General features: G+C 69.2%; 11 protein-coding genes. 7 read left to right on the top strand and 4 right to left on the bottom strand.

The window, feature by feature from the left end; all coding sequences use genetic code 11:
• Positions 1-136 precede the first annotated feature (136 nt).
• From OWR29_RS41535 to OWR29_RS41520, 4 genes are all read right to left on the bottom strand, one after another.
• Positions 137-1918: a CocE/NonD family hydrolase gene (locus OWR29_RS41535; RefSeq protein ID WP_267569102.1), complete on the bottom strand. Its 1782-nt coding sequence runs from the start codon at positions 1916-1918 to the stop codon at positions 137-139.
• A 120-nt stretch (positions 1919-2038) separates the two neighbouring features.
• A complete protein-coding gene (locus tag OWR29_RS41530; protein WP_267569101.1) occupies positions 2039-2662 on the bottom strand; it encodes a TetR/AcrR family transcriptional regulator in 624 nt (207 codons plus the stop codon).
• 66 nt (positions 2663-2728) lie between these two features.
• Positions 2729-3442, bottom strand: coding sequence for a hypothetical protein (locus OWR29_RS41525; RefSeq protein ID WP_267569100.1), 714 nt, complete (start codon positions 3440-3442; stop codon positions 2729-2731).
• A 92-nt stretch (positions 3443-3534) separates the two neighbouring features.
• The gene (locus tag OWR29_RS41520; RefSeq protein ID WP_267569099.1) at positions 3535-4290 is read right to left on the bottom strand and encodes a GntR family transcriptional regulator; all 756 of its coding nucleotides are present in this window, start codon (positions 4288-4290) and stop codon (positions 3535-3537) included.
• Between the two features lie 218 nt (positions 4291-4508).
• Here OWR29_RS41520 and iolC point away from each other — a divergent pair, with 218 nt between their 5' ends.
• The 7 genes from iolC to OWR29_RS41485 are packed head-to-tail and all read left to right on the top strand — an operon-like array spanning position 4509 to position 12479.
• Entirely contained in the window at positions 4509-5435 is a 927-nt protein-coding gene (iolC, locus tag OWR29_RS41515; protein ID WP_267569098.1) for a 5-dehydro-2-deoxygluconokinase, read from the top strand.
• On the top strand, positions 5428-6285 hold the full coding sequence (locus tag OWR29_RS41510) for a Cgl0159 family (beta/alpha)8-fold protein (RefSeq protein WP_267569097.1): 858 nt from the start codon (positions 5428-5430) through the stop codon (positions 6283-6285). Before iolC ends, OWR29_RS41510 begins: the two co-directional genes overlap by 8 nt.
• Complete coding sequence (gene iolB, locus OWR29_RS41505; RefSeq protein ID WP_267569096.1) at positions 6282-7178, top strand: 5-deoxy-glucuronate isomerase; 897 nt, start codon at positions 6282-6284, stop codon at positions 7176-7178. The genes OWR29_RS41510 and iolB overlap by 4 nt, the downstream gene beginning before the upstream one ends.
• A complete protein-coding gene (gene iolD, locus OWR29_RS41500; RefSeq protein ID WP_267569095.1) occupies positions 7175-9028 on the top strand; it encodes a 3D-(3,5/4)-trihydroxycyclohexane-1,2-dione acylhydrolase (decyclizing) in 1854 nt (617 codons plus the stop codon). The genes iolB and iolD overlap by 4 nt, the downstream gene beginning before the upstream one ends.
• An 8-nt stretch (positions 9029-9036) precedes the next feature.
• Complete coding sequence (locus OWR29_RS41495) at positions 9037-10533, top strand: CoA-acylating methylmalonate-semialdehyde dehydrogenase (protein ID WP_267569094.1); 1497 nt, start codon at positions 9037-9039, stop codon at positions 10531-10533.
• Positions 10534-10542: 9 nt separating this feature from the next.
• On the top strand, positions 10543-11490 hold the full coding sequence (locus OWR29_RS41490) for a TIM barrel protein (RefSeq protein WP_267569093.1): 948 nt from the start codon (positions 10543-10545) through the stop codon (positions 11488-11490).
• Entirely contained in the window at positions 11487-12479 is a 993-nt protein-coding gene (locus tag OWR29_RS41485) for a sugar ABC transporter substrate-binding protein (RefSeq protein WP_267569092.1), read from the top strand. The genes OWR29_RS41490 and OWR29_RS41485 overlap by 4 nt, the downstream gene beginning before the upstream one ends.
• Positions 12480-12491 lie beyond the last annotated feature (12 nt).

Raw genomic sequence — 12491 nt, 5'->3', positions numbered from 1 at the left:
GACGGTTCGACCCGGATCGCGACGATGATGGTCCCGATCGATCCGCGGCCCGGCAACCGTGCGCCGCCCGTTTTGTCACGGACGGCGACACCGTGCCCGGGCCCGTCACCCGGGCCCGGCGTCTGTCGTTCGTCCCTCAATGCCGCCTTTGCGCCGGCAGCTGCAAATACGAGGCGTGGTCGCCGCCGGTGTGGATCACGTGCTGCCCGGCGTTGTCCGGGGCGTACTCGACCAGGTTGGGCATCATCGGGCCGAGCAGGTTGCGGCTGCTGACGACGAACCGCAGTTGTTCGCCGGGGTGGAAGATCAGGCCGATCGGCAACAGGTCGATCTCGACCTCGACGATCTGGTCGGGAGTCAGTTTCTCGACGCGGTCGAAGGTGTGCGCCGGGACGTCGTCGGTGGAGAGGGCGTCGTCGAGGTGGCGCAGAGAGACCCGCAGCCGTCCGTCGGAGCCCTTGTACCGCAGGATCGTCGCGCCGCGTTCGGTGACATCGTGCAGGCGTGCGCCGTGGTTGGGCGTCGTGAACTGCTGCAGCGGCGTGCCGTGCCGGTCGAGCTTCTGCACGAGCACGAACAGGTCCATGTCGTCGGAACCCTTGGCCTCCACGAACAGGCGGGCCTTGGGATAGCCGACGAGCACGGTCTCGGCGTCGAAGCGGGTCACGAAGGACACCAGGTCGGTGGTGGCGGCGACGTCGTAGCCGGCCGTGGCCGGGACGGCGGGGGCGGTGGTGGTCAGGGTCCGGGTCAGCCCGTCGAGGTAGAACTTCGTCGCGGTGACATCGGCCGGCGGGAACTCGCCGGCCATCAGGCCGACCCGGTCGCCGCCGTGGAAGTCGTGCAGGCTGTAGCGGACCCGGGCGGTCTGCTCCCAGCCGTTGTCGACGCCCTTGAGGTAGTGGTCGAAGAACCGGCGCAGATCCTCGACGTTGTCCTGGTCGTAGTAGTCGGGCCACTCCTGGCTGTTGTGGATGCGCAGCCACTTGTCCCCGGAAGCGATCTGCCGCCAGGCGCGAAACGTCCCGGCGGTGTGCAGCGTGTTGGAGTAGCTGGCCACGACGTACGCGGGAACGGTGATCCGGTCGAAGGCCGGGATCTTGTCCGCCCACAGCTCGCTCATCAGCGGGTCCCGGTCGGCCTCGGCCAGGATGTCCTCCTTCCGGCTCTTGCCCCAGAAGCTGTAGTCGCGCAGCTGGCGGGCGAAGCCGGTGTCGGGCATGCCGCCCCGCATGACCAGGTCGCGGTAGACGTCGCTGACCCCCTCCCACGGGTTGATCGCGGCCAGGTGCGGGGGCTGTTCGGCGGCGGTGAACCACTGCGAGACGGCGAGGTACGAGGTGCCGCTCATGCCTACTTTGCCGGTGCACCACTCCTGGACGGCCAGCCACTCGATCAGGTCGTGGCAGTCGCGGCCCTCCTGGCGGTCCCAGAAAACACTGTCGCCCTCCGAATTGATGACGCCTCGGGGATCGGGGTGGCAGACGGCGTAGCCCCGCGCGCACCAGTAGGCGGGGTCCGGGCCCTCGAACTTCTCCAGTCCGGAGACGACCTGGTTGTCCAGGCCGACGAGGGCGAACACGCCCATCACGCTGGTCGAGGTGCCCTGGCCCTTGCCGTACGGGCTCCACGCCACGAGGACCGGCACCTTCTCCGAGCCGGCCGGGCGCAGCACGTCGACGTAGATCGTCACGCCGTCGCGCAGGACGACCGGCACGTCCTTCTCCAGGACGATGTCGGTCTCGACGGGCCGGAACTGCGGGGCGATCCGGAACCCGGCGGGCAGGGTGCGGGCGCCCGGTTCGAAAGCGCTCAGGATGCCGTACCGGTCGCCCGGCTCGAGCGGGTGGGACGGCATGTAGATCTTCAGGTCGTCGCTCATGGCGATCTCCTCGGTGATTCGCTTGGTCTTGTCCATGCAGGCCACGGCCGTGTCGACGGACCGACCATACGACCGCCCGGCCGTTTTATCAACGGCTGTTGAGAAAATCGCGGACAGCTCTCGGGGCTGTCGAAGACAGCTCTCAGGGCCGCAAGATCAAGCGACGGGGGAGACCAGAACGGCCTGGATTCCGGGAGCCAGGAACCCGACCAGAGCCTCGCGCTCCTGCTCGACGAGGACCGGGACGCGCACGATGCGGCGGCCCACGACGACCCCGATGAGCATCGTCGAGGCCAGCCCCGCCCGGACCGCCGCGGTCGGGTCGCCGGGCAGCCGGGCGCTGATGCCCTCGAGCAACCGGGCCTGCACGAACTGGCGCAGATGCTCGGCCGCCTGCTCGTTCGCGATGGCCGAGCGCAGCATCGCCAGCAGCGGCTCGGAGTCGTCCGGGTCGCCCTCCCACAACTCCAGGTAGGCGCGGGTCACCCGCTCGCCGAGACCCTCATCGGGCCCTTCGAAGACCTGCTGGAAGCGTTCAAGGACGGCCGGCGAGACCGACATGACGGCCGCGAACAACTCTTCCTTGGACCGGAAGAACTGCATGACCAGGGCAGCGTCGACCCCGGCGTCGGCCGCGATCTTCCGAATGGTGGCCGCCGCGTACCCGTCCGCGGCAAACCGGGCCCGCGCCGCGCCGAGAATCTGCTGCCGGCTGTCGCTACCGCTGGGCCTTCGCCCCCGCCGAGGCCGCGCCGCGGCCCCACCAGCCTCCGTGGACATGCCGCGATCCTACCGATCAAGCCGGCTTCATTCCGACCGTCCGGGCGCACCACGAGTCAGGACGTCTCAGGCCGCCCCGAACCATTCGGACATGTCGAAAACCTCGGAACAGTAGTCGTCCCGGCCGGTAACAGTTTTGCCCGGCAAGCGTTCCCCGTCCCGAAGGAGCGAGGCAAGCTCTTGCGGAAGACTTCCGTAGTCGACCGGTCGATGAGTTCGCGGGTGCCGAAGTGGAATGTCAGCTTCCCATACGGTTCGACGGCCGGTGAGGCTCACATAGAGTCGCGCCTGCTCGCTCGGGCGAAGCATGAAACCCATGCTCGTGTAAGTGTCCTCGAACCACGGGTAGCCGCCTCCGTGGATCAGCATGCTGAGCAGCCCGAACAGGCCGTGATCGAGCGCTGTTTCACGGTGCGGATCAAAGCCGGCGTCGATGGCGTCGACAATCGCGTTGCCATGACTGTCCAGGCCACGATCAGGCTTTTCGGCCGAGCCGCGAATGCCGGCGGAATCACTTTCTCTGACCCAGTCGATGGCTGCACCGGCAGGAAGCGGGTCTCCGGATTCCAACCTCAAGGGGAATTGGAACGCTACGCCCGTAGACATGGAGAGATCGGAACTGACGACAATCCGCGCGTGCGACTCGCTCGCGCGCACGACGCCCCGCAGCCGAGGGCATTCACCTCCATGCGAGGCCGCGCCCGACATCACCATCGGCGCGATGGACCTCAGCAAAAGCCCGAAGGTGTGATCCTCAACATCTGTCACGTACTCGCTCATTCTCGATTTTCTGACCGCCCACGAAGCTCCGTTGCACGTGATTTGCGCAGGAGCGCGGCCAGGCGCGAAGCGTTGGGGCGCGGGGCGAGGGCTCAGCCGGCGCTGAGGTTCAGTTCGAAGCTGTATCTGCTGGCTCGGTAGACGTGGCTGCCGTATTCGAGGGCTCGGCCGCCCGCGTCCCAGGCCGTTCTGGTCATGGTCAGCAGGGAGGCGTTGCGCTTCTCGTCGAGGATCTTGGCTTCGGCTGAGGTGGCTGATCTGGCCCCGATCACCTGGGTGGCTATGCGGGGGGTCAGGCCGTTTCGGCGTAGCAGTTCGTAGAGGCCGTGGGCGGCCAGGTCTTCGCGGGTGAGCGGCAGGACGTCGATCGGGATGGCGTTGTGCATCAGGGCCAAGGGTTCGCCGGCGGCGTAGCGCAGGCGTTCGATCCAGGTTACGGGGGTGCCGGGGGCCACCTCGAGGCCGTTGGCGATCAGGTCGGGGGCGGGCATCACCTCGAGGCGCAGCACCTCTGTCCTGGGGGCTCGGTCGCCTGCGACCAGGTCGTCGTAGAGGCTGCTCAGTTCCACCGGGCGGCGGACCTTGGGGTGCACCACCTGCGTGCCGACGCCTCGCTTGCGGACCAGCATTCCCCGTTCGACCAGGTATTGAATGGCGCGGCGGGTCGTGGGGCGGGAGACGCCCAGGCGTTCGGCCAGGTCGACCTCGTTCTCGATCCTGGCCCCGACGCCGATCTCGCCCTTCTCGATCAGCTCTTGCAAACGCGTCGCGACCTGGAAGTACAGAGGTACGGGACTGGTCCTGTCCACCTCGACCGGACGGACGCGACCCTGCAGTTCGGACGTCACCGCGAACCCTCGCTCCTGGAGTTTGTCATGACAAAGTATTGACGTACGCGGCTCCAAGTTATTACATCGAAGGCAGCAAACCTAGAGTCGCCGGGACGCTACCGACGGCGATCGCCTGATTTTCACCGCGCCGTAACGAGCACGGCATCCCTCTCGCGGAACACCGCCCGACACCGAAGGCCGGAGGCTGACGCATGCCCGCCGATGAGGTACTGACAATGGGACGCATAGGCGTCGACCTGTACCCGCAACAGATCGGCGCCTCGCTGCGCGAAGTGCGCACCTTTGCCAAGTTCCTCGGGGGCAGCGCCACCAATGTGGCCGTGGCCGCGGCGCGGTACGGCCGGCGGTCGGCGGTGATCACGCGGACCGGTGACGACCCGTTCGGCGAGTTCCTGCACGACGCGCTGCGCGGGTTCGGGGTGGACGACCGCTACGTCACGCCCGTGTCGACCCTGCCGACGCCGGTGACGTTCTGCGAGATCTTCCCGCCGGACGACTTCCCGCTGTACTTCTACCGGTTCCCGAAGGCGCCCGACCTCGAGATCCATCCGTCCGAACTGGACTACGACGCGATCCGCGCGGCCGACATCTTCTGGATCACCGGCACCGGGCTGTCGCAGGAGCCGTCGCGCACCGCCACGCTCAACGCCCTCAAACATCGCAATAAATCCGGCATCACCGTCTTCGACCTCGACTACCGGCCCATGTTCTGGCAGTCCCGCGAAGAGGCCCGTCACTGGTACGCCCACGCCCTGCCCTACGCGACGGTGGCCGTCGGCAATCTCGACGAAGCCGACACCGCAGTCAACAAACGGAAGCCGGAAGAGGCGGCGCAAGCGCTGCACGATGCCGGCGTCGATCTGGCCGTCGTCAAGCAGGGCCCCGCGGGCGTGCTGGCCTCGTCAAGAACCGAGAACACGGAGGTCCCCCCGGTCCCGGTTGAGGTGGTCAACGGCCTGGGAGCGGGGGACGCGTTCGGCGGCGCCCTCTGCCACGGCCTGCTCGCCGGCTGGGACCTGGAGACGACCATGCGCTTCGCCAACGCCGCCGGCGCCATCGTCGCCTCGCGGCTGTCCTGCGCCGACGCCATGCCGACCGAGACCGAAGTCCGCGACCTGCTAGGGGAGGCCAAGCATGCCTGACCTCGACGACCTCCTCGACATCCGCACCCGGCGCCCGGCCGCCATCGCCGCCGCCGCGTCGGCCCGGCGCCGCCCGACCGGCCTGTTCGGACCGCACGGCAAGCTGATGATCATCGCCGCCGACCATCCGGCCCGCGGCGCGCTGCGGGCCGGCGACGACCCCCTCGCCATGGCCAACCGGGTGGATCTGCTCGACCGCATCCGTACGGCTTTGGCCCGCCCGGGCGTGAACGGCGTGCTCGGCACCCCCGACATCCTGGAAGACCTGCTGCTGCTGGGCGCCCTCGACGACAAGGTCGTGATCGGCTCGATGAACCGCGGCGGCCTGGCCGGCACGTCGTTCGAGATCGACGACCGTTTCACCGCGTACGACGCCGAGAGCATCACCACGGCCGGCTTCGAGGGCGGCAAGATGCTGCTGCGCATCGACCCGGCCGACGCGGGCACGGTGTCGACGCTCGAGGCGTGCGGCTCGGCGGTCAGCGCGCTGGCCGCCCGGCGGCGCATGGCGATGGTCGAGCCGTTCATCTCGCACCGGGTCGACGGCCGGGTGCGCAACGAGCTGACGGCCGAGGCGATGATCCGTGCGATGTCGGTGGCGGCCGGGCTGGGCACCACCTCGGCCTACACGTGGCTGAAGGTGCCGGTCGTCCGGGACATGGAAAGGGTCATGGCGTCGACCACTCTTCCCGCGCTCATTCTCGGCGGCGAGGGCGAGGCGGCGTACGGGGAATGGCGCAAGGCCCTTGACCTGCCGACCGTGCAGGGGCTGGTGATCGGGCGGTCGCTGCTCTACCCGGCCAGTGGCTCGGTGACCGACGCGGTGGACCGGGCGGTGAGCCTGCTGTGAACCCGAATGCCCGAGTCAACCCGGTCATGCCCGCGGGCAGCACCGCCGATAAGCCGTTCGACGTGGTGGTGACGCCCGAGAACGCCGGCTGGGACTACAGCGGGCTGCGCATCCTCGACCTGGCGGTGGGCGCCCGCGCGAAGTTCCTGACCGGCGACGACGAGATGCTGGTGCTGCCGCTCTCCGGCGGCTGCGACGTGACCTGCGACGACGAGCGCATCACGCTGACCGGGCGGCGTTCGGTCTTCACCCGGGTGACCGACTTCGCCTATGTGCCGCGCGAGTCCACGGTGACCGTGCGGGCGCCCAACGGCGGGCGGTTCGCGCTGCCCTCGGCCCGCGCGACGAGGCGGTTGCCGTTCCGCTACGGCGCGGCCGAAGACGTCGCAGTCGAGCTGCGGGGGGCCGGGCAGGCCAGCCGGCAGGTCAACAATTTCTGTACGCCGGAAAGGTTCGAGGCCGACCGGCTGATCGCCTGCGAGGTGCTGACCCCGGGCGGCAACTGGTCGTCGTACCCGCCGCACAAGCACGACGAGCCGGGCGAGGGCGAGTCCTGCCTCGAGGAGATCTATTACTACGAGGTCGCGCAGTCGCCGGCCGGCACCGCGGGCAGCGCCTACCAACGGGTGTACGGGCACCCCGACCGGCCGATCGAGGTGTGCTCCGAGGTGCGCAGCGGCGACGTCGTGCTCATCCCGTACGGCTGGCACGGCCCGTCGATGGCCGCGCCCGGCTACGACCTCTACTACCTCAACGTGATGGCCGGCCCGGGCGAGCGCGAGTGGCAGGTCCGCGACGACCCGGCGCACGGCTGGGTGCGGGCCTCGTGGAACGGCGTGCCCGTCGACCCCCGCCTGCCGCTGACCACCCGCAACGAGAGGACGCGTTCGTGAGACTCACCGTCGGCCAGGCCGTGGTGCGGTTCCTGGCCAGCCAGTGGACCGAGCGGGACGGCGTCGAGCGCCGGGCGATCGCGGGCTGCCTGGGCATCTTCGGGCACGGCAACGTGGCCGGTCTGGGCCAGGCCCTGCTGCAGGCCCAGCGCACCGGCGAGGCCGATCTGCCGTACCGGCTGGCCCGCAACGAGCAGGCGATGGTGCACACCGCGGCCGGTTTCGCGCGGATGAGCAACCGGCTTTCCACGTACGCGTGCACGGCCTCGATCGGGCCGGGATCGACCAACATGCTGACCGGCGCCGCACTGGCCACCGTGAACCGCCTGCCCGTCCTGCTGCTGCCGTCCGACGTCTTCGCCACCCGCGCCGCGTCGCCCGTGCTGCAAGAGCTGGAGGATCCGGGCGGCTACGACGTGTCGGTCAACGACGCCTTCCGGCCGCTGTCGCGCTTCTTCGACCGGGTGTGGCGGCCCGAGCAGCTGCCGTCGGCCCTGCTCGGCGCGATGCGGGTGCTGACCGACCCGGCCGAGACGGGCGCGGTGACCATCTGCCTGCCCCAAGACCTGCAGGCCGAGGCGTACGACTTCCCGGAGGAGCTGTTCGCGAAGCGGGTCTGGCACGTCGCCCGTCCCGTCGCCGAGCCGGCCTTCGTCGAGCGGGCGGCGGCCGTCCTGAACGGCGCGACCAAGCCGCTGATCATCGCCGGCGGCGGCGTCATCTACTCGGAGGCGTCGGCCGAGCTCGACCGGTTCGCCCGCGCGACCGGCATCCCGGTGGCCGACACCCAGGCCGGCAAGGGCGCGCTGAGCTGGGACCACCCGAACTCGGTGGGCGGCGTCGGCTCGACCGGCACGCCGGTGGCCAACCGCCTGGCCCGCGAGGCCGACGTGATCATCGGGGTCGGCACGCGTTACAGCGACTTCACCACCGCTTCGCGTACGGCGTTCCAGAACGCGGACGTGCGGTTCGTCAACATCAACGTGGCCGCGTTCGACGCCGCCAAGGAGTCGGCCCACCCGATCGTCGCCGACGCCCGCTCCGGCCTGTCGGCGCTGCTCACGGCGTTGGACGGACGGCGCTTCGCGAGCGACGTCGCCGCTGAGGTCCAGGCCTGGCAGGCCAGGGTCGACCACGCGTACCACCTGGGACACGGACCCCTGCCCGCCCAGACCGAGGTCATCGGGGTGGTCAACGAAGCGTGCGGAGCACGCGACGTCGTGGTGCAGGCGGCCGGAAGCCTGCCGGGCGACCTGCAGATGCTGTGGCGCGCCCGGGACCCGAAGCAGTACCACGTCGAGTACGGCTACTCGTGCATGGGCTTCGAGATCGCCGGCGCGCTCGGCATCAAGCTGGCCGACCCCACCCGCGAGGTCTTCGCGATGGTCGGCGACGGCAGCTACCTCATGATGGCTCAGGAGATCGTCACCGCGGTGGCCGAGGGCATCAAGCTGGTCATCGTCCTGGTGCAGAACCACGGCTTCGCCTCGATCGGCGCGCTGTCGGAGTCGCTCGGCTCGCAGCGCTTCGGCACCAGCTACCGCTACCGCAGCGCCGACGGCGACTACCAGGGCGGCTACCTGCCGGTCGACCTGGCCGCCAACGCCGAGAGCCTGGGCGCCAACGTCATCCGTTGCCGCACCATCGCCGACCTGGCCGACGGCCTGAAGCGCGCCCGGGAGGCCGACCGCCTCACCGTCGTGCACATCGAGACCGACCCGCTCGCCCCCGTGCCCTCTTCCGACTCGTGGTGGGACGTGCCCGTCCCCGCCGTCAGCGAACTGGAAAGCACGAACGAGGCCCGAGCGGCCTACGACGACGCCAAGCGTCTCCAACGCCCCTATCTGTAAGGACTGTCATGGCAACCATCGAGCACTGGATCGGCGGCGAGTTCACCGCCGGCTCCGGCGACCGGACCGGACCGGTCTTCAACCCGGCCACCGGACAGCAGCAACACGATGTCGTGCTCGCCACCCCGGCCGATGTGGACGCTGCCGTCGCCGCGGCGCGGACGGCGTTCGAGAGCTGGAGCCAGGCCTCGCTCAGCAAGCGCACCAAGGTCATGTTCAACTTCCGCGAGCTGGTCAACGCGCGGGTCAAAGAGATCGCCGAGCTGGTGTCGGACGAGCACGGCAAGGTGCTCTCGGACGCGGCCGGCGAGGTGCAGCGGGGCCTCGAGGTCATCGAGTTCGCCTGCGGCATCCCGCAGCTGCTCAAGGGCGAGTACAGCGACCAGGCGTCGACCGGCGTGGACGTGTTCAGCTTCCGCGAGCCGCTGGGCGTGTGCGCAGGCATCACGCCGTTCAACTTCCCGGCCATGGTGCCGATGTGGATGTACCCGGTGGCGATCGCCTGCGGCAACACCTTCGTGCTCAAGCCGAGCGAGCGCGACCCGTCGGCCTCCAACTATGTGGCCGAGCTGTTGAAGGAGGCCGGGCTGCCGGACGGCGTGTTCAACGTCGTGCACGGCGACAAGACTGCGGTCGACGCGCTGCTGCAGCACCCGGACGTGGCGGCCGTGTCCTTCGTCGGCTCGACGCCGATCGCCCGCTACATCTACGAGCAGGGCAACGCGCACGGCAAGCGGGTGCAGGCGCTGGGCGGCGCCAAGAACCACGCGATCATCCTGCCCGACGCCGACCTCGAGTTCGCGGCCGGTCACCTGACCGCGGCTGCCTTCGGCTCGGCGGGGGAGCGGTGCATGGCGATCTCGGCCGCGGTGGCCGTCGGGGGCGCCGGCGACGCGCTGGTCGACCTGGTCAACCGCAAGGCGGGCGAGGTCAAGGTGGGCAGCGGCCGGGACGCGGCGAGCGAGATGGGCCCGGTCGTGACGGCGGCGGCCAAGCAGCGCATCGAGGGGCTGATCGACAGCGGCGAGCGGCAGGGCGCCAAGGTCACGGTGGACGGGCGCGGGTTGTCGGTACCCGGTTTCGAGGAGGGCTTCTTCGTCGGGCCGACAGTGCTCGACCAGGTGGAGCCGTCGATGGACGTGTATCGCGAGGAGATCTTCGGGCCGGTGCTCTCGGTCGTGCGCGCCGACACTGTGGACGCCGCCATCGAACTGATCAACAGCAACCCGTACGGGAACGGAACCGCGATTTTCACGAGCAGCGGCGAGGCGGCGCGGCGGTTCCAGCGGGGGGTCAAGGTCGGGATGATCGGCATCAACGTGCCCATCCCGGTGCCGATGGCCTACTACTCCTTCGGCGGCTGGAAGGACTCGCTGTTCGGCGACAAGCACGTGCACGGGCCCGAGGGCGTCTCGTTCTACACCCGCGCCAAGGTCGTCACCTCCCGATGGCCGCACGTCTCCCACGCGTACGACGCCTCCCTGCATTTCCCCACTGCGAGTTAGGGCCTCTTCATGGAAATTCGTCACCTGCAACTCGGTAGCTGCCCCGACTCGTGGGGTGTGTGGTTCGCCGACGACCCCCGCCAGACGCCCTGGAACCGCTTTCTCGACGAGATGGTGGCGGCCGGCTATTCCTGGCTCGAGCTTGGCCCGTACGGATACCTGCCCACGGATCCGTCGCGGCTCAGCGACGAGCTCGCGGCCCGCGGGCTCACCGTGGCCGGCGGAACGGTCGCCGGCGCCGGCGGCCCGCACAAGGACTTCGAGAACGTGCTCGCCGAGACCCGCAAGGTGGCCGAGCTGACGGCCGCGGTGGGCGGGAAGAACGTCGTCTTCGTGCCGGTGCCCGGCTATCGCGACGACAACACCAACGCCTACCTGGAGCCGGGCGAGCTCGACGCCGACGGCTGGCAGGCGCTGGTGAAGAACTCGAACACGCTCGGCAAGGTGCTGCTCGAGGAGTACGGCGTTCACATGCGGTTCCACCCGCACGCCGACTACCAGGTCGAGACGCAGGCCCAGACCGAGCGCTTCCTCGCCGACACCGACCCCAGGTACGTCTCGCTGTGCCTCGACACCGGCCACCTGGCGTACCGCAAGGCCGACGTCCCCGCGATCATCCGCACCTATCCCGACCGCATCGGCTACGTGCACATCAAGCAGATGGACCCGGTCATCGCCGAGCGCGCGGTGAAGGAGGACCTGGCCTTCGGCAAGGCGGTGGCCCAGGGCGCCAGCGTCGAGCCGCCGGCCGGCGAGCCCGACATCCCCGACGTGCTGGCCGCGCTGAGCGAACTCGACGCGGAGCTGTTCGTCGTCGTCGAGCAGGACATGTACCCGGTCGAGTTCGACGTGCCGCTGCCCATCGCGGAGCGCACGCGGACCTACCTGAACTCCGTCGGCCTCCACTCCCGGGCCGCCGCCGAGAATCCCCGTCCAGCCACAGGAGAGAAGATATGACCGTTCGGACACGCACCTTCCGGTTGCTCGCCGCGTCGGCGGCTGTGCTGGTGGCCGCCGCGGCCTGCAGCGGTGGTGGTCGCGAGAAAGAGGACGATACCGAGACGTCCGGCGGCAACGCGGCCGGAAGCTCGGGTTACACGATCGCCTTCATCACGCACGAGACCCCCGGCGACACGTTCTGGGACAAGGTCAAGAACGGCGCTCAGCAGGCGGCCAAGGACACCGGCGTCACCCTGAAGTACTCCAACGACCCCGAGGCGACCAAGCAGGCCGTGCTCATCCAGAACGCGGTCGACTCGAAGGTCAACGGCATCGCGACCACGCTGGTCACCCCGGACGCCCTGGCCGGCTCGGTGAAGGCGGCGAGTGCGGCCGGCATCCCGGTCGTCGGCTTCAACTCCGGCATCGACGACTACAAGCGGCTCGGCGCGCTGATGTACTTCGGCTCGGACGAGACCCTGGCCGGCACCACCGCGGGCAAGCGGATCGCCGACGCGGGCGCCAAGAAGCCGCTGTGCGTCATCCAGGCCACCGGCTCGGTGGCGCTCGAGGCGCGCTGCGCGGGCGTGAAGAAGTCGGCTCCGGGCACCGAGAACATCCAGGTCAACGGCGCGGACGACGCCGCCGTGGTCTCGACCCTGCAGGCCAAGCTGGCGCAGGACAAGTCGATCGACTACATCGTCACCCTGGGCGCCCCAATCGCCGTCGACGCGCTCAAGGCGATCGAGCAGGCCAGCAGCAACGCCAAGCTGATCACGTTCGACCTCAACGAGGAAGCCGCCCAGGACATCAAGGACAAGAAGATCGAGTTCTCGATCGACCAGCAGCCGTACGTCCAGGGCTACATGGCCGTCACCTCGCTCTACCTGAACCTGAAGAACGGCAACGACATCGGCGGCGGCCAGGCCGTGCTGACCGGTCCCTCCTTCGTGGACAGCACGAACATCGACAAGATCATCCCCTTCACCAAGAACAACACTCGGTAGGCGGGTGGCGAC

Source organism: Paractinoplanes pyxinae (assembly GCF_026626335.1).
In the GTDB taxonomy this organism is placed as follows: Bacteria; Actinomycetota; Actinomycetes; order Mycobacteriales; family Micromonosporaceae; genus Actinoplanes; species Actinoplanes pyxinae.
The sequence above is the reverse complement of the archived record's forward strand: the minus strand, read 5'-3'. Positions and strand labels throughout refer to the sequence as shown.

What these genes read in the sequence shown, in the direction of transcription:
- OWR29_RS41530 (WP_267569101.1), bottom strand. Translation starts at nt 2,662, where the DNA reads ATGTCCACGGAGGCTGGTGGGGCCGCGGCGCGGCCTCGGCGGGGGCGA.
- OWR29_RS41525 (WP_267569100.1), bottom strand. Translation starts at nt 3,442, where the DNA reads ATGAGCGAGTACGTGACAGATGTTGAGGATCACACCTTCGGGCTTTTG.
- OWR29_RS41510 (WP_267569097.1), top strand. Translation starts at nt 5,428, where the DNA reads ATGCCTGACCTCGACGACCTCCTCGACATCCGCACCCGGCGCCCGGCC.
- OWR29_RS41495 (WP_267569094.1), top strand. Translation starts at nt 9,037, where the DNA reads ATGGCAACCATCGAGCACTGGATCGGCGGCGAGTTCACCGCCGGCTCC.
- OWR29_RS41490 (WP_267569093.1), top strand. Translation starts at nt 10,543, where the DNA reads ATGGAAATTCGTCACCTGCAACTCGGTAGCTGCCCCGACTCGTGGGGT.
- OWR29_RS41485 (WP_267569092.1), top strand. Translation starts at nt 11,487, where the DNA reads ATGACCGTTCGGACACGCACCTTCCGGTTGCTCGCCGCGTCGGCGGCT.
- OWR29_RS41535 (WP_267569102.1), bottom strand. Translation starts at nt 1,918, where the DNA reads ATGGACAAGACCAAGCGAATCACCGAGGAGATCGCCATGAGCGACGAC.
- iolC (WP_267569098.1), top strand. Translation starts at nt 4,509, where the DNA reads ATGGGACGCATAGGCGTCGACCTGTACCCGCAACAGATCGGCGCCTCG.